Origin of the sequence: Citrobacter sp. Cf116 (assembly GCF_030336505.1) — a bacterium.
In the GTDB taxonomy this organism is placed as follows: Bacteria; Pseudomonadota; Gammaproteobacteria; order Enterobacterales; family Enterobacteriaceae; genus Citrobacter; species Citrobacter freundii.
In genome coordinates this window covers 41,395-58,236 of sequence record NZ_JAOWEQ010000034.1, presented here as the reverse complement: position 1 = coordinate 58,236, position 16,842 = coordinate 41,395, and the positions used below count along the sequence as shown (strand labels likewise).

General features: G+C 42.1%; 13 protein-coding genes, 1 other RNA gene and 1 pseudogene. All 15 read right to left on the bottom strand.

Annotated features, from left to right (window positions below; genetic code table 11):
* Positions 1-121 precede the first annotated feature (121 nt).
* Complete coding sequence (locus tag OGV74_RS05810) at positions 122-442, bottom strand: cell wall-binding protein (protein WP_286520495.1); 321 nt, start codon at positions 440-442, stop codon at positions 122-124.
* 26 nt (positions 443-468) lie between these two features.
* Complete coding sequence (locus OGV74_RS05805) at positions 469-855, bottom strand: SEN1984 family lipoprotein (protein WP_286520493.1); 387 nt, start codon at positions 853-855, stop codon at positions 469-471.
* 49 nt (positions 856-904) lie between these two features.
* Complete coding sequence (locus OGV74_RS05800) at positions 905-1,177, bottom strand: hypothetical protein (RefSeq protein WP_016246257.1); 273 nt, start codon at positions 1,175-1,177, stop codon at positions 905-907.
* Between the two features lie 188 nt (positions 1,178-1,365).
* On the bottom strand, positions 1,366-2,577 hold the full coding sequence (locus OGV74_RS05795) for a relaxase/mobilization nuclease domain-containing protein (protein WP_113410398.1): 1,212 nt from the start codon (positions 2,575-2,577) through the stop codon (positions 1,366-1,368).
* Positions 2,574-2,978 (bottom strand): hypothetical protein, encoded by a 405-nt coding sequence (locus OGV74_RS05790; RefSeq protein WP_001594377.1) that lies wholly within the window; start codon positions 2,976-2,978, stop codon positions 2,574-2,576. The genes OGV74_RS05795 and OGV74_RS05790 overlap by 4 nt, the downstream gene beginning before the upstream one ends.
* A gap of 176 nt (positions 2,979-3,154) precedes the next feature.
* The gene (locus OGV74_RS05785; protein WP_286520490.1) at positions 3,155-4,099 is read right to left on the bottom strand and encodes an ankyrin repeat domain-containing protein; all 945 of its coding nucleotides are present in this window, start codon (positions 4,097-4,099) and stop codon (positions 3,155-3,157) included.
* 15 nt (positions 4,100-4,114) lie between these two features.
* Positions 4,115-4,555, bottom strand: a complete 441-nt coding sequence (locus OGV74_RS05780) for a hypothetical protein (protein WP_080917247.1) — start codon at positions 4,553-4,555, stop codon at positions 4,115-4,117.
* A 356-nt stretch (positions 4,556-4,911) separates the two neighbouring features.
* A complete protein-coding gene (locus tag OGV74_RS05775; protein ID WP_112020170.1) occupies positions 4,912-5,898 on the bottom strand; it encodes an ankyrin repeat domain-containing protein in 987 nt (328 codons plus the stop codon).
* Positions 5,879-6,274: pseudogene (locus OGV74_RS23370) on the bottom strand (KwaA family protein); the annotation flags it as partial. The pseudogene OGV74_RS23370 and the gene OGV74_RS05775, both read right to left, overlap by 20 nt.
* Positions 6,275-6,391: 117 nt before the next feature.
* Positions 6,392-9,631 carry a type I restriction endonuclease subunit R gene (locus tag OGV74_RS05770; RefSeq protein WP_286520484.1) on the bottom strand — a complete coding sequence of 1,080 codons (3,240 nt, stop codon included), beginning with the start codon at positions 9,629-9,631 and terminating at the stop codon, positions 6,392-6,394.
* A gap of 58 nt (positions 9,632-9,689) precedes the next feature.
* Positions 9,690-10,934: a restriction endonuclease subunit S gene (locus OGV74_RS05765; RefSeq protein WP_286520482.1), complete on the bottom strand. Its 1,245-nt coding sequence runs from the start codon at positions 10,932-10,934 to the stop codon at positions 9,690-9,692.
* The gene (locus tag OGV74_RS05760) at positions 10,931-12,478 is read right to left on the bottom strand and encodes a type I restriction-modification system subunit M (protein ID WP_286520480.1); all 1,548 of its coding nucleotides are present in this window, start codon (positions 12,476-12,478) and stop codon (positions 10,931-10,933) included. The genes OGV74_RS05765 and OGV74_RS05760 overlap by 4 nt, the downstream gene beginning before the upstream one ends.
* A gap of 1,366 nt (positions 12,479-13,844) precedes the next feature.
* Positions 13,845-15,074 (bottom strand): integrase arm-type DNA-binding domain-containing protein, encoded by a 1,230-nt coding sequence (locus tag OGV74_RS05755; RefSeq protein WP_174592890.1) that lies wholly within the window; start codon positions 15,072-15,074, stop codon positions 13,845-13,847.
* A gap of 165 nt (positions 15,075-15,239) precedes the next feature.
* Positions 15,240-15,603: a transfer-messenger RNA gene (ssrA, locus tag OGV74_RS05750) on the bottom strand.
* 72 nt (positions 15,604-15,675) lie between these two features.
* On the bottom strand, positions 15,676-16,839 hold the full coding sequence (locus OGV74_RS05745; protein WP_085951585.1) for a beta-barrel domain-containing protein: 1,164 nt from the start codon (positions 16,837-16,839) through the stop codon (positions 15,676-15,678).
* Positions 16,840-16,842: the final 3 nt, after the last annotated feature.

Here is a 16,842-nt window from a genome sequence, read left to right as displayed (position 1 = left end):
GCAAGGCAGAGTATGGCAGAGTGACATAAGAGCAGTCGTTTCCCGCAAGACATTACCGGGCATTAAAAAGGCAGGGCCACCCATTCGGTGTCCCGCCTGTCGTGATGGTTTTACGGTGGGTTTACTTATCAACGACCTGCCAGCCATCATCCGTTTTGACAAGGGTTACAGCAGCAGTACGCTTTTCGTTATCGACAATAGCCGTCACATTGCATTTATAGCTTTTATCAGAGACTTCTACGCAGTCATGCTTTTTGACTGATTTTAATTCGCGCAGTGCGTCTTTCGGGACATCTTTACCTGCTATGGATTTAACGATGGCATTCGTCTGCTCCACGACCTTATTCATCGCAGTGTAAATATCCTGCTCAGACGGTTCACCGGTACAGCCACTCAGCAAAAAAATGGACGCAATGAGTGTGGCAAATGCATATGTTTTCATAAAATAATCCCAGACTGTAGAGTACGTTATTGAATAAGACCGGTTTTCATCTTGCTGTTGTTTTCAGAGAACGTCCACTTGCTGACCGTTTCGCCTTTAAATTCGATTTCCAGCGTTTTGGCCTGCGTCTGTGAACCCCCTGTCAGCAGTCCAATCACGGGAATAAATGTGGTGGCATCAAACTGATTGTTATCCATGGAATAAGTCCATTCTTCATTGCCACTATCAAATGTAGTTTTGGTTTCCGGCTCACCTAATGCGGTAATGATTTCTGATTTCGTTGTTTTATTTTTGATAATCTTCGACTGCAGACTTTGTGATGTTTCTTTTTTTAGATGCTGGTTGCCTGATATTGAACAACCAGAAATAAGGAATGCAGAAATAAAAAAAACAGAAATCATGAATCTGTTCATAAGTTCTCCCATATTAATTTTTTATGTTTGCGGTGGTGCGAAATTAATATCACCGTATAAAAACAACTCTGTCTGCATATTTCTTTTTAATTATGCAGATAAGAATAATGACGCTGGAAAAAAATGTAATGACTGAGACAGGAGTGCTACCGGTCAATGAAAATACTAACCAGGCGAGACCGAATGCCACGAATTGAAACAGGAATGCCACACTGAGCGGACTTTCACCATAGGCCACTTTTGCATGGCAACCTTTGCAAATCCGCACGCCGTACGGGCTTTGTGTAAAGCAGAAGGGGCAGCTAATCGTTTTACTATCCATCATGACTCCGTGGCCTGATTTAAGGTGATGTATTTTTGAACATTTTCGATGAATGATCCGCTTTAGTAAAATTGCTTGTACCGATCGATGGATCTTGCTTGATAGGTTGTAACTATCATAACTAGTTTATCGATCTATATAAACGATCAATATTTTGTTGACTATTACTAAAGTATGGACTGTTTAACTTATGGTGCAGGATGGGGGTTGTTTTTAACTAATTGTTCTTTAATGGGATTTGTTGTCATGGAATGACAGGGTGTCAGAAGATGCAGGTGCAGGATTTGGTGGAAAGGATGTGCAGTGGCATGTAACAGAGACATGCCCCTGCGCCTGAGAAGTGCCACAATATGGCCGAGTAATACAAGCCACGAATGCAGACGACGCTGGCGGGGTATCTGACGAGCTGTATTGTGCAGTTTGCTCCTGAGTTGAATGACACCCACTGTTTCCTGTTGTCTTTCCAGACGAATTTTTTCTTCAAGCTGAAGGATTTTCTCCAGAATCGTTTCCCGGTTTGCAGCCTGTTCTTCAGGCTCGCATGATGGCACTGGCACTGGCACTGGCACTGGCACTGGCACAGTCTGCTGTTGCTCTTTTTTCAGTAAAGCCAGGTGCTCTGGTGTAAAATCAATCTGTGTTTGCAGAGAAGACCAGCCATACTTTTTTCCAAGCTGAGACGCTTTAAAGGCAATGCCCTGGTACTGAAATGAAAAGCCGTTCATTTTTCCCGTTGAGGCGATATTGGGTTTACAGTTCACGCCTTCCTTTTCCAGCATAGTGATAAAAGTCAGCAAATCAGGGCGGCCGGTTAACGCATTATCAATCAGGCTCTGCAGAGTGGACCTGGGGCAGGGAGTTGTCGTTCTTTCAGCCATCATCAGCTCGTTGCGGGAAGGCTTTCTTTTCTCCTGACTATGACTACTGATTGCAGATGTGGTTTGAGTGAGTTTGTGGACTTTCTCCAGCTCGCTGATAATCCGGGTACTGATAAGATTTTCATTTTTCCCAAGGTACAGCTTCCCACCGACCATGTTAATTCTGTTAGCTATTATATGGATATGCTGTCCGTCCGAATCATCGTGCATGATATAGCAGCGAAGATGGGTTTCAGTGAATCCCATCCGGGTCATATAATCGTCAGCGAATGCCGCCCATTGTCTGACTGACAGTGTTTCTCCCTTTGGCAGGCGAATCGAATTATGCCAGACAGGTTTGGCGACACCGGGGCGCAGTAGTCTTGTGCCTTCAAATTCACTGATAAGTTCAGCAGCAGTGCTTCCCGTCATGTTGCCACCGATAATATAAGGCGTGATTTTGTGGTGAGATCCTGACTTAAGGCTATAGAGAACCACACCTGCAAACTGTTTACCCCGCTTTATTTTCTGCATGCCTTTCACTGGTCTTGCTCCAGAAAGGTTGATGGAATAAGGTGATCCCTGAGAGTTTTGATTTGTCTGCGCAGGGCGAAGAGTTCTGTACGGGTCAGTTCGCTGTCAGGGCTTTTGCTGTCGAGATGATTCAGCAGGCGGTTTAAATCCTGTGAAAGGTTGCCGAGTTTAATCCATGCTTCACGATTGATTTCAGGTAATACCGGTGGGAGTTTGTTGAGGGATGCCATTCTTAGCCATTCCCCTTTTTTATAAGGGCCTCTTTTACTATCGAGAATAGATAATTCTTCTTCGTTTAACCGAACGCTGACGCAGTGAGTTCGAACTTCATTAGGTGAATATTTTGCTGTATGGAATTTACCTCTTCTTGAGCTTCTTGATAGATCTTCTTTACTTTCATTTTTATGCATATCTAACCTTTTTAAAATGTGTTCATGATCTACAGTTAGCGCATTGGTAAAATAAGTCAAGGCAGTGTCGAAATTTATAAATAAGAGAGGTGGAGCAGATTGCTAATTAGATAATCTGCTCTGGGTAAAAATAGGGTTCATATTAAATTCATTATGACAGTGAGGAGGGGTGGAGGTTACAATCTACGTTTTACTGGCATTAAAGAGATTGTTTGTTTCATAATTTCGCTAAGTTTCTTTCTCTCATGTTCTGCTATATATTTACAAATCTCATCATGTCGAATATGCTGTTCCAGTTGTTTTTTATCTATTTTTATGTCATTGCGGATAAACCATTTAATGGTTTCAATGTCCCCGCGTAAATCATAACCTCGCAGTACAATATGGCGAAAATGTGTGTTGCTGATATCTGTCTTCTTCTTTAGTTTACTGAAGAAAGAGCTCATTTCATTTTCATTGGCACTTAGATAAACCTGGCAGTTATCAGAGATAGTAAAGTTAAGGTTTTTCTTCTGAAGCAAATCCATTATCTGCAGACTTTCGCTGTTGAGGTAGTTGAAAATTACTGGACTGCTATCCTTCATACTAATATGACGAATGAGCATTTTGGCTTTGAAATCGCCTAATGAATAGCAAATTTCAAAAATACCATGACCCTGGTTATCTCTGTGGTTTATATCGCAACCGGCCTGTACCATCAAATCAAAGATAGAGTGATTTTTTACGTAAAAAAGTATTGTTCTTCCGCATTTATCCACATTGTTGACATTAATTCCAGCATTGATCAGGGTTTTGCAACAGGATATATTATCAGCTAACGAGCATAAACAGGTTTGGCCGAGACCATTTTTGTGGTGTATATCTACGCCGGAATCAATCAATTTTTTCAGTATGTGAGGATTTCGCTGGTTAAACAAAACATTGTGACCATAGTTGTCAACATGGTTAAAATCTATTCCTGCTTTAACCAGAGTGTCAATCATTCTTGGGTTTTTACAGTAAAACAGTATATTTCTTCCAAACGAATCCAGTGTATTAATATCGGAGCCTGCAGTAATGCAAGCCTGAATGTCTTTTGGAGTTTTACAAGAGAGTAATGCATTTATTGCGTTGTTATTCATAATTTTTCTCCTCTGTTAAGCGACTAATCTGATATAGTTTTCATGGTTGGTTTTATATTCCTTTATTTTTTTAATGTCTTCGTAAATTCGAGCGAGTGAAAACCATGAGATCTCTTTCAACATGTTTTTGTTGCTTACATACAAAATGTTACCACCGCGAAATGAAAAAGCATTATGGAATGTACTTTCATTCGTCGTTTTGAGAAATCGAATGAAATTTTTTATTGTCTCTTTTTTGTTCATGTTATAAGAGGTGAATGTATAGATAGAGAATACGGTTAAAATATTTCTCTTCGAGACCACATGTCTTGAGAAATAATCGAAATAAAATCTTTGCTCCTGAGTGTCACTTTTGCAGAAAAAAGAAAATTGTGGATTATATAATCTATAAAGATCTGCGTTCTTTTTTGTTTTGGCGAGATAGTTAGTCAGGCTTGGATAGTTTGTTTTATTCATTTTAGTTCTCCTTTATTTAATTAACAAAGGAAATATATATTATTAAATAAACAAAATGCAAATATATTTTTATATTTATTTAATTAAATAGTTATATTTTTATTATATTTCATATAAGGTGTTGTTTTTCATTGTTATATTATTTTTATCAAAAAGTGCTGTGTTTTATTTGATTGATTTGGTTTGAGAGTAGTGATTGATATTGTATGAATTGGCGATGAGGGTGTTTTAAAAAATAAATTTCTCAAAGTGCTAAGGTGCAATGTGGGGCTTTGTATTAAATTAATGATGTTAGCGTCCCTTGGCTATCTAACTAAAGGTTAAAGCCAAGGGGAGAGTGTTCAGGCAGATTCAATTCATAATCTTTTTTTTGTAATTGCTTTACAGGTAACTGGTTGAATCGTTGTTGGTAAAACCTTTTGCTCTCTCTGTGATTTTTCCTGGAGGATTTCTTCATAGAAGTAGCGTTCTTTTAGTGATTCTATATCAACTTTTATATCATGACATATTAACCATTTAATTAGCAGTCTTCCTGCATAGTGAGTCAGTAGATATGTACTGTTTATGTAAAACCAAACATGACTAATGTCTGTCAGTTTCTTTAGTTGTAAAATTAATTTTTTAACGTCGGCATTTGTTGGTGTGATAATGCACTTATCACTTATCTCAAATTCATTTTTTTGCTTTATAAGTAACGACAACAGCTCAATTGATTTAAATGTAATGTTCGTGAATACAATTTTTGAACTGTCTTTAAGATGAATATTACGGATAAGAAAACGAATGTAGTTATCGTTTTTAGATTCCCAGTGAGTATATTTACCAGCTATGCTGTGGTTTTCTGACTGCCAGTAATCGAATGCTGTCTGCCCGCTTAAATTTTTATGATTAATGTCGCAACCAGCCTCAATGAGTGCATCGTATACATATCCTTCAAATGGAATGAAAAGAAAGGAGTTGCCATAGCTATCTTTGGTATGGATATCTAGTCCAGCTTTGATAAGATATTTTACTAACCCTGGTGAAACATCAATATGTTGAATCGCAAGGGTACCTGACTTATTCCGGTGGTTAACATTAATACCATTGCTGACAAGAAGTTCCACTGTTTCAACATTTTGAGCATAGAATAATGCATTATTACCTTCATTATCCAAGTGGTGAATGTCAATGTCAGCGTCAATCATTGCCTGTATAGCTTCAGGTACATTACAGGTAAAAAGAGCAGTTTGACCTTTACTATTGCACATATTTATATCCATGCCAGCCTTAAGACAACGAAGGACACCATTTTTAGACTTTACACGGAATAGGTTATTTTTATTATTTTCTCTTGATATCATTATTTATCTCCTTTTTTGTTGTTTTCAAGATATTAATGACACCAGATTGTACGGTATTCAAATTTATTTTTGTTTTATTAGTAAGCGAGCTGGCATCTCGCCTACAAACTAAGGGCATTATATAAGTGGTTAAAAACTCTAAATGTTCATGGTTTTCATTGCTGATATCCGAGACAGTGCATGCAACAGACCAACCCGAACCAAAGCTATTTGCAAGGACTATTAAAATAATTGCACCAATAAAGATGAAAATCAAACTAACTATGAAAACGATATTTCTCACTTTCAATGACGAGATTGAGAGAGTAAAGTTTTTCGTGAAAATATAGTCCCACACATTTTTTATCAAAACCTTATCGTAGGACATAATTAATAATGATAAAAATAAAAGTCACAGTGATAGTATATATAGTACTGTTTTAAGATATGGCCTGCTATCCATTAGCTTCTCCTGTATAACTTAAAATAGTTTGTATGTTAAAATTTAGGGGAATCATTTTCCTAATTCTCCAGCTAAAAGTTCAGCCTGCTTCAAAATGGTCTCTGTGGCGAGCAAGGACATATCGGGTGGATAACCATATTTTTTGAGCAGACGTTTTACCACCACGCGAATTTTTGCTCTTGCTGCTTCTTTCACTGTCCAGTCAAGACTGACATTGTTGCGGATAGCCTCTGTAAGTACGACTGCCAGTTCTCGTAGTTTTTCCTTTTCCATTAACTCGCGAGCACTGTCGTTATCTGCAACAGCAGAATAGAAGGCATATTCATAAGCGCTGAGGTTTAACTGGCTGGCAAGGCTGTCAGATTCCTGGATAGTCTTAGCAAGCTTGATTAGCTCATCAATTACCTCCGCTGCGGTCAGTACCTTGTTCTGGTAGCCATTGATTGCAGAGGTCAGCATATCAATCAGTTTTTTGCCTTGGGTGATACTTTGATTCGAGCGAACCTTAATCTCGTCAGAAAGCAGTTTTTTAAGCGTTTCCAAAGCAATATTTCTGTGTTGGTAATCCTTCATTTCCTGAAGGAATTCTTCAGAAAGAACGGAAATATCTGGCTTTTGTATCCCAGCAGCGTCAAAAATATCAACAACTTTATCGGTAACCAGAGCCTGATCGATAGTCTGTTTTACCCGAACTTCCAGACTGTCATTGTGTTCTTCTTCTGATCCGTCTGAGTTTTCAGTAAATTTATTCAGTCTGGCTTTTACGGCCTGGAAGAATGCTACTTCGGGTGCCGCTTCCATTGCTTTATCGTGCGGTGTCGCCAATGCAAATGCCTGCGACAAGGCTGCAACCGCAGCCAGGAAACGCATTTTACCTTTACCGTTATCCAGCCCTAAAATATGGTTTTCTGATTCAAGAATAATTGTCAGGCGTTGTGAAGTAGTTGCGGCAAAGTAAGCTTTGTAATCGTAGCCATGCATCATGCCTTCCAGGATTTCCAGCTTTTCCTGCATGAGCGTTACGGCTTCTTCCTGAACCTCAGCAGGATCTCCACGTCCACCTGCATCAGAGTAAAAGGAGAGGGCTTCTTTTAAATCAGAGGCAATGCCCAGATAGTCAACAACCAGACCGCCTATCTTATCTTTATACACACGGTTCACACGGGCAATTGCCTGCATGAGGTTGTGGCCTTTCATTGGTTTGTCGATATACAGCGTATGCATGCTGGGAGCGTCGAAGCCGGTTAACCACATATCACGCACTATCACCAGTTTCAGCTTGTCGTCGTCATCCTTCATACGATTAGCCAAAACCTGACGTTCTTTTTTTGTGGTGTGGTGTTTAGCGATTTCTGGCCCGTCAGCAGCAGAAGAGGTCATGACGACTTTTATTATACCGTCATTTAAATCATCGCTGTGCCATTCAGGCTTTAAGGCTATGATTTCTTTATATAGTTCAGCAGCAATACGTCGGGACATGGTAACAATCATGCCCTTGCCATGATAGGCATTAGATTTTAAGCGCTGTTCAAAGTGTTGAACCATATCCGCCGCAATGGCTTTAATACGTTTTGAACTGCCAATCAGACCTTCGATTCTGGCCCATTTAGACCGTTCTTTCTGGGTAAGCGTCAGCTCGTCTTCGTTAAACTCATCGTCGAAGTCTTCAATTAGCTGGCGACCTTCGTCACTGATGGCAATTTTGGCAAGACGGCTTTCATAGAAGATACGCACGGTTGCACCGTCTTCTACGGCCTGTGAGATATCGTAGATATCAACGTAGTTACCAAAAACAGCAGGTGTGTTTACGTCCGTTTTTTCTATGGGGGTTCCGGTAAAACCAAGATAGGTAGCATTGGGCAAGGCATCACGCATATATTTGGCAAAGCCATAAACGGTACGTTTACCTGTTACTTTGCCTTCGCTGTCTTTCACGTCAACTTCTTTGGCGCTGAAACCGTACTGGGAACGGTGTGCTTCATCAGCGATAACGACAATATTAGTTCTGTCGGACAGCAACTCATAGATATTGCTGCCATCATCAGGCTGGAATTTTTGAATAGTAGTAAACACCACACCGCCAGAGGCGACACGCAAATATTCTTTGAGTTCTTCCCGGTTGTTGGCCTGTTTTGGTGTCTGACGAAGTAGCTGAGTGGCAGAAGAAAACGTACCGAATAGCTGATCATCCAAATCGTTACGGTCAGTGATCACTACCACTGTTGGATTATTCAGCGCCAGTACAATCTTCCCGGTATAAAACACCATCGAAAGCGATTTACCGGAACCCTGGGTATGCCACACGACCCCCGCTTTACGATCTCCGGTTTTTTGCGCATTAACAAGAACTTTACTGTTACGTCCCTGCTGGCGCAGTGCTACTTCGGCAGAGGGGGAATCTGCATTTACACCTGAGGCACGAATAGTGGAAAGTACTGCTGCATTAACCGCGTAGTACTGGTGATAAGCTGCCATTTTTTTAACAGTACGGATACTGATAATCCCTTTGCTGTCTTCATGTTTGCTGGCCTCAAACACGATAAAGTGGCGGATCATATCCAGCAGCGTTACAGGATTAAGCAACCCCTGTAATAAAACTTCAAGCTGTGGTTGGGTACTGGTGGCTTGCGTTTTACCGTTAGCAGTTTTCCACGTCATATAACGACTGAAATCGGCAGAAACCGTCCCCGCTTTGGCTTCCAGCCCGTCAGATATCACATTAAAAGCATTGTAGTTAAACAGACCGGGGATTTGGTTCTGATAGGTTTTAATCTGATTATAGGCACCTGTTACCGTAGCATTTTCGTCAGCGGCATTTTTAAGTTCGATAACGACTAATGGTAGACCGTTGATGAATAAAATAAGGTCCGGTCGGCGGGTATGGTTGCCTTCTTTGATGGTGAGCTGATTAATGACCAGAAATTCATTATTCGTGGGATCGTTAAAGTCGATCAGGCAGGCCAGCTCTCCTTGTGTATTACCATCCTTGCTGACTTCGATATTGATTCCTTCGGTCAACAGGCGATGAAAGGCCAGATTGTTTGTCATTAGGTCAGGTGTGCTGATCTGCATCACCTGTTTCAGGGCTTCCTCACACTTCTGCTCACCAAGGTGCGGATTAATTCGTTGCAATGCTGTACGCACTTTATCTTCAAGGATAACCTGCTGATAGCTACGTAACGGATTGATTCCACTGGGTTCAATGTCCGGGCCGTAAACATACTCATAGCCCAGCCCTTGCAGGTGCTCAATTGCCATTACTTCAATATCGGATTCGGTCATCTTTGCCATGCGTACTGTCCTTATTGCCGCTTAACCAGAGAGCGGGCTGTACACCCGCATAATTATTTTATGCTACTGATGCGATTGCTTCTTCTGCATACTGAACCCGTACTTCACCGCTCATCAGTTTGGGAAGTAAGGTATCGCGGAGATTTTCTAGTGTTTTAATTTGCTGAGTGTTCGTCTCTTTCTTACTAAATATCGGAGATATTTCTTCATTAAATTTCTCAATTGAATTTAAAGAAGGAAACTTCAAGTTTACAGACTCGAAAGTTCTTGTCGTAATAGTGTCAAATACGCTGCCATAAGCCGCTGTCAGCAAATCATCGACAATAAATCCAACCAGAAGATATATGAAGAAAGGATAGCTTCCAATTTTTGAAACAATGCCATAATTGGATTGACTAAAAGCCATATCTCTTGCTAAAAGAGCGTACTTTCCCACTGTACCACGAGCACTTATAACGGTTGAGTTTTTAGGCAGCAATTTAGCTGAACTGTTTTGAAGTCCCGCTAAGCTTATAGACTTTTCTGTGCTATACAGATAGCCTTGATGAGCTGCTGAAATATCTCCTCCGGAAATCCAAGGTATCTCATCGGTCCAATATTCAGCAACTGAAGTTTTTGGCGTTCCACCTCCAACTAATGTGAATATATCTAGGACATTTTTTTCTTGCCATTCATCATTGCTATCCACATCAAACCATTGCCTAAACAGTGTTTCAGCCATAGATTCCAGCGTTTTATTTTGGCGATGAAGCAGGTCTATTTTGTCATCAAGAGAGGACAGCACAGACGCGATGGCTTTTTGCTCATTTATTGGAGGAAGAATAACTGGTAGATCATGTTGAGCAGTTATACCTATGTAAGCTCTTGTCGAACCAGCATCTCCATGATTAGCAAGAGTTTGTTGGAAATCAGGGGTGTCAAAATAATATTTTAAATAATGATTATTTATTCTGTTCTTGTCTTTTACTCTATAATAAGTAACTTGTGGTGTTAACATTATAAAGTCGGTTTTTAATGGCGGAACGATAGCTGTCCGGCCTAATGTTGCTTTATGTGTTAATAGAACATCCCCTGTTTTTGCGAATCCTTTACGTAGAGACAATGCTTGTTGTTTGGATATAAACTTACATCCAACCAAATCGATTTGGCTATTGTTTATATCTGAAGCCATAACGAAAGGAATTCCAGACGATACGAAGTCTGCACCCTTTGGGTGTATGCCGCCATGATTACCATCTAGTGGTTTTTCAAGGCTACCATCACTTACCAGATCTTTAATTTGTAAAAATTCCCACTCACTCATAATATTACCTTCGCAAGATTATCAGCGATAGCCTTATTCAAGCGTGTTTCTTCTTCCAGTTGTGCTTCAAACTCGGCTTTAAGAGCCGTAAAGCGTTCTTTAAAGTCAAAATCGTCTTCTTCGTCAGCAAGGCCAACATAACGGCCAGGAGTCAGCACATAATCGAGTTTAGCCACTTCATCAATGTCTACGGACGCACAGAAACCCGCCACATCTTCATAGTCGCCACCTTTGTTACGCCAGTTATGGTAGGTGTCTGCGATGGTTTTAATATCGTCGTCAGAAAGCACTTTGGTACGACGATTAATCAAATGACCAAGATTACGGGCATCGATAAACAGAATTTCTTTACTGCGATCACGATACTGGTTGCTGTTATGACGGTCACGGCGCATAAACCATAATGCAGCAGGGATCTGAGTATTCAGGAACAGCTTTGCCGGTAAGTTGACGATACAGTCAATCACATTGGCATCTTTTACCAGTGCAGCACGAATATCACCTTCACCAGAGCTTTTAGAAGTTAATGCCCCTTTTGCCAGAACAACACCCGCTTGCCCTTTAGGAGACAAGTGATACAAAAAATGTTGCATCCATGCAAAGTTAGCGTTGCCAGCAGGTGGAATGCCATATTGCCAGCGGGCATCACCACGAAGCTGCTCACCGGACCAGTCGGAAACGTTAAACGGTGGGTTAGCAATGATAAAATCAGATTTTAAATCTTTATGAGCATCGTTAAGGAATGAACCTTCATTATTCCAGCGAACGTGTTCGGAGTTAATGCCACGAATTGCCAGGTTCATTTTTGCCAGACGCCAGGTGGTCTGGTTGGATTCCTGACCGTAAATCGAAATATCGTCAATATTTCCCTGATGCGCTTCAACAAATTTTTCTGACTGAACGAACATACCACCGGAACCGCAGCAAGGGTCAAAGACTCGGCCTTTATAGGGTTCCAGCATGGTAACCAGCAGGCTTACGATGGATTTTGGCGTATAGAACTGACCGCCCTGTTTGCCTTCTGCCAGTGCAAATTCACCAAGGAAGTATTCGAATACGTGGCCTAATACATCAGCAGAACGCGCTTTGGCATCTCCCAGTGCAATGTTGCCAATCAGATCTATCAGTTCACCCAGTACAGTGGCGTCGAGGTTCTGGCGAGCGTAGACTTTCGGCAACACACCTTTTAGCTGTGGGTTACCCGCTTCGATAAGCTCCATAGCATCATCAACCAGCTTACCGATTTCGGGTAGCTTGGCCTTAGATATTAGATAGTTCCAGCGTGCAAGCTCAGGGACAAAGAAAATGTTGTAAGCAGTGTACTCGTCTTTATCTTCCGGGTCAGCGCCTGTGAACTCGCCTTCACCAGCCTTCAGCAACTCATAATGAGATTCAAAAGAATCAGAAATATACTTAAGGAAAATCAGGCCCAGCACGACATGCTTGTACTCGGCTGCATCAATGTTCTTACGTAGCTTGTCAGCTGCTTTCCACAGGATGACCTCTAACGGGTCTGTTTTGATTTCTTTAGGTTTTCTGGCCATTAGCGTAACCTTGTGAAGGGGGACGATGGCCCTATTTTGCCTTAAAGTTCCGCTTGTTACGAGCTTATACAGCGATTAATTATTGTCTGGTTTTAGTGTGTTTGTTTAGCTCAGCAAGTGCAATGACTCATGGAGTAAGTGCTTTGTAACAGGGTTGTTGATGTCAGTCGTTGGCCCTCAATGAAGTCACGGTCATAGGCATAATTGCTGTATAGTTGTTAATGTTTGTCTGGGTGAATTTCTATTACTCGGACTAACACCAAGTGAGTTCCATACTACATAACTGTGAGAATTTTCTGTACCCTTCACTCTATCCTCTTCTTGCATATTTACAGGAAGATAAAGCAAAAGATACAAAACTTTGTAATCAAAAAACTGTCTTAATGTACTTACATCACGTTTAGTTATTAAATTTTTTGTCATGGTGAAAGTTTTTACTTGGTCATTAAAATTCATCGGGTGTTAATATTCTAAACGAATAGGATGTCAAGCTAAAATGATGTGTCAAGTTGTTTGTAAAGTGAGAGGTTTATTTTTGGAAGAAATGCTTAAGAGAAGTATGTATGATATTTTCCTGAGTATAATTATTGATATGCAAGGTTGGCAGAGGTTTTCTTTCTTTTCTAACCGAAGGGAAGAAAAGCAAGGGGAACTCGAAGAAGCAAGCGCAGCGGCTTCGCAGAGTTAGCCCTTGCTTTAGTTATAATAATAAAAAACGTAGTAACGGATATTCTTATGTAAATATATACAGCTTCGCTTGCATTGATTTTAAAGCTTCTCTTGCAGTTCAGGAGAAGCTCCGAATGCATCGCTTCGGTAGCTTAAAGGAAGTTATATGAAAAGGTTGTTTAAATGCTTCGCTTGTATTGATTTTAAAGGCTTCTCTTGCAGCGCAGGTAGTGCTTCTAATATACATCTTCGATTGTGCAAGTGAAACCCGGTAATACATTTCTTTAGCTCAAGATTATAATGGGCTATAACAGTGAATGGTAAATGTATAGGTGTGAAATTATTATTGTGTATTGAATTTGTATTAGTTATTTTTTTTAAAGGCTGATTATTTGTAAGTGAAAAATAAATTTTATTTGACAGGATTAGGATAAGTTATATTTTCATTTGATTATAAGTAACGGGGGGGGATAGTATGGATTTTATTTTTTTTAAAAGTATAATGGCATTGCCAGATCTAACATTAATTATAGAAATAAATCACATCACAGACGTTGACATTATTTAAAAATGATTTATTAATAATGTATGTCATCAAGTGTTTTTGCTGATATGTATCCTGTACTATGTACAGTTTGTTATTTGCCCCATGTATGGGGATACTGGAAAGGCTACTGATTAGTAGCCTTTCGTCCCTTTAAGCAGCAAAAATTTTAAGCTGTTGCGCCAGGACATAATCTCCCCACCACTGCATGAGAGCTACTCGTTCGGTAATATATTCCGCACGATTATATGCAGCGATAATTTCGTCTTTTTTTGAGTGGGCAAGGGCCGCTTCAAGGGCATCTGTCCTGAACTTACCTGACTCTTCCGCTGCCGTTCTTGCAATAGATCGCATCCCGTGGGCAACAAGTTCACCTCCCAAGCCCATACGGATAATTGCTGCATTGGCTGTTTGTTCATGCATATGATTTAAGGGAGCCTTTATGCTGGGAAATACCCACTCGCGGTGCCCACTGATTGATTCCATAGACTTGAGTATCCGAAGAGATTGTTTGCTTAATGGGACCTTATGAGGTTTTTTCATCTTCATAAATTCAGCTGGGATGTTCCACATGCTGTTATCCATATCTATATCAGACCATCTTGCGCGGACAGCTTCACCAGGGCGAACCCATGTGAGAAGTTGCCATTCAATCAGTAGTCTTGTTTCTAAACGGACAGAAGCATTGTTCAGTGCTGCCAGAAAACGAGGGAGTTCAGAGGGGGGTAAGGCAGGCATATTCTGTTTTTTAGGCTTACTGAAACGTTGGCCTAGATTATCTGCGGGGTTAAATTCAATCAGCTCTTCTGTAGCCGCCCAACGGAAGATTTCATTCAACCTGGAAATTAGCCGCCGCAAGGTTTCCAGTACTCCCCGTTGTTCAATTGGATCAAGATGCTGTTTTAAGAGCTTGGGACGGATCTCATTGATTGGCACATTACCCAGACCGGGGAAAATATTTCGTTCAAGGCTCCGCCAGATGTCTTCTGCATGGTCTTGTGAGATGCCAGAGGTCTTTACCTTCTCATCCAACCATTTTCTCGCCACGGCTTGTAATGTGTGTTCTGTGGCATTCTTTAATGCATTAGCTTTATCGTTGTTATGGACTTGAGGGTCCGTGCCATTGGCAAGCAAGGAGAGGTATTCATCACGTAAGGCTCTTGCTCTTGCCAGGGTAAGGTGAGGGTAGGTCCCAAGGCTCATCTTGGTTCTTTTCTTGCTCACTGGTACTGAATACCTGAAATACCAATTCTTTTTCCCACCTGTTGAGAGGGGAGAGATTCGTAGAATCAAGCCATCACCGTCAAACAAGTTGATTTCTTTGTCTGCTGGCTTGGTGTTTTTGATTTCAGTGTCGGTGAGTTTCTTCGCGATCTTTGCCATTTTGGGACCCTCGATTTTTGGACCCTTTGTCTTGGGTCCCATTTAGGGTGCCATAACTCGTGGTTCTCAGCAATTCTCACTAGACGACAATGGACGTAAAAAAGCCCGCAGAGCTTGTGCTGTGCGGGCTTAGTAGACTTTACTGAACTTCGGTACATCAATATTTGGTGGAGCTGGCGGGAGTTGAACCCGCGTCCGAAATTCCTACATCCTCGGTACTACATGCTTAGTCAGTCTTTACATTCGCCTGGCACCTGCGGACAGACACGCCACTACCAGACTAGCCTGATTAGATTTAACGCTTCAACCCCAGGCAGGGCATCCACGCGATCTCTTTTGGGTTTGACCTCTCTTTGATCCCCGTCTTAAGAGCGGAAGCTAGGGAGAGAGGGCTCAGAGCAGGTTATTAAGCTGCTAAAGCGTAGTTTTCGTCGTTTGCGACTATTTTTTTGCGGCTTTTTACGAGGCCAACCGCCCCTCGGCATGCACCTTGGGTTTCGCGAATCCCGTCGAATCCAGAATCAGCCCCAATGTGTTAGGACAAGTATAACAGACTTGTGACACGCGTGACCAGCCCCCGCAACCCCTAATCCTCAAGGATTTAGCGCTCACGCAGCGCTTCTTTTGCGCGATTAAACGGTTTGATTAAATAGTCGACGATGGTTTTTTCACCTGTTTTTATATCCACTGTGGCAATCATGCCCGGTACGATGGAGAAATGGCGTCCCAGTTTGTTCTGTAAGAAGTCCTGATGGGTGCGGATAAACACGCGGTAATAGAAGATTTCCGGTTTCACTTTATCCTGAATGGTGTCCGGTGAGATGGTTTCGACTACGCCTTCCAGACCGCCGTAAATGGCGTAGTCATAGGCGGTTATCTTCACCAGCGCCCGCTGGCCAGGATGGATGAACGCGATATCACGCGGCGACAGGCGGGTTTCGATCAGCAGATGATCGTCCAGCGGCACAATCTCCATCATCTCGCCGTTGGGCGGAATAACGCCGCCAATGGTGGTGACCTGGATATTTTTCACAATACCACGCATCGGCGCGCGTACGGTCAGGCGGGTGACGGAATCCTCGCGTCCTTTTAAAATAGCCGCCAGCATATCCACTTCGGCGTTGGCTTTTGACAGCGCTTCCCGCGCCTGCACGAAATATTGCGAGCGCAGGTCGGTGATTTTTAATCCCAGATCGCTTTTTTGGCGTTGCAGGCGCAGCACTTCTACGTGGCTGGCGGCACCGCTTTTCTCCAGTCGCTGAGTAATGGCCAATTCTTTATTTACCGAGACCAGCGCATCCTGCAGTTCCGCCATTGAATCCGCAAGCTGTGCGCGGCGGCTTTTATACAGGCGAGTTTCGGAGGCGATGAGATCCGGCCAGGCGCGCAGTGAATCGGGAAAGACCAGCGGCAGATCGTTAACTTCGGCATTGAGCCTTGCGCTGGAGGCCAGTGAGGCGCGATAACGGGCGGCGCTCTCCCCAACGTTGGACTCTGAACGGGTGGGGTCGAGGCGAGCAACAATTTGATTAGCCTGGACTTTATCTCCCTCACGGACCGTCAGTTCGGCGAGAATACCGCCATCCAGTGATTGCAAGACTTGTTCACGCGAGCTGGGGATCACTTTCCCGCTGCCGGTTGAGACTTCATCCAGCTTGCCGAAATATGCCCAGATACCCAGGACGGCAAACAGCAGCGTGCTGAGCAGAATAATGCGGCTGGCCCCGGAAAAACGGTGCTCGCGGCGGATATCGAGGTCGTCCATGGC

Bases quoted from the DNA above. Each gene is read 5' to 3' on its own strand.
- OGV74_RS05770 (WP_286520484.1), bottom strand. From the start codon at position 9,631: ATGGCAAAGATGACCGAATCCGATATTGAAGTAATGGCAATTGAGCAC.
- OGV74_RS05760 (WP_286520480.1), bottom strand. From the start codon at position 12,478: ATGGCCAGAAAACCTAAAGAAATCAAAACAGACCCGTTAGAGGTCATC.
- OGV74_RS05765 (WP_286520482.1), bottom strand. From the start codon at position 10,934: ATGAGTGAGTGGGAATTTTTACAAATTAAAGATCTGGTAAGTGATGGT.
- OGV74_RS05755 (WP_174592890.1), bottom strand. From the start codon at position 15,074: ATGGCAAAGATCGCGAAGAAACTCACCGACACTGAAATCAAAAACACC.
- OGV74_RS05780 (WP_080917247.1), bottom strand. From the start codon at position 4,555: ATGAATAAAACAAACTATCCAAGCCTGACTAACTATCTCGCCAAAACA.
- OGV74_RS05800 (WP_016246257.1), bottom strand. From the start codon at position 1,177: ATGGATAGTAAAACGATTAGCTGCCCCTTCTGCTTTACACAAAGCCCG.
- OGV74_RS05775 (WP_112020170.1), bottom strand. From the start codon at position 5,898: ATGATATCAAGAGAAAATAATAAAAATAACCTATTCCGTGTAAAGTCT.
- OGV74_RS05805 (WP_286520493.1), bottom strand. From the start codon at position 855: ATGAACAGATTCATGATTTCTGTTTTTTTTATTTCTGCATTCCTTATT.
- OGV74_RS05785 (WP_286520490.1), bottom strand. From the start codon at position 4,099: ATGAATAACAACGCAATAAATGCATTACTCTCTTGTAAAACTCCAAAA.
- OGV74_RS05790 (WP_001594377.1), bottom strand. From the start codon at position 2,978: ATGCATAAAAATGAAAGTAAAGAAGATCTATCAAGAAGCTCAAGAAGA.
- OGV74_RS05745 (WP_085951585.1), bottom strand. From the start codon at position 16,839: ATGGACGACCTCGATATCCGCCGCGAGCACCGTTTTTCCGGGGCCAGC.
- OGV74_RS05810 (WP_286520495.1), bottom strand. From the start codon at position 442: ATGAAAACATATGCATTTGCCACACTCATTGCGTCCATTTTTTTGCTG.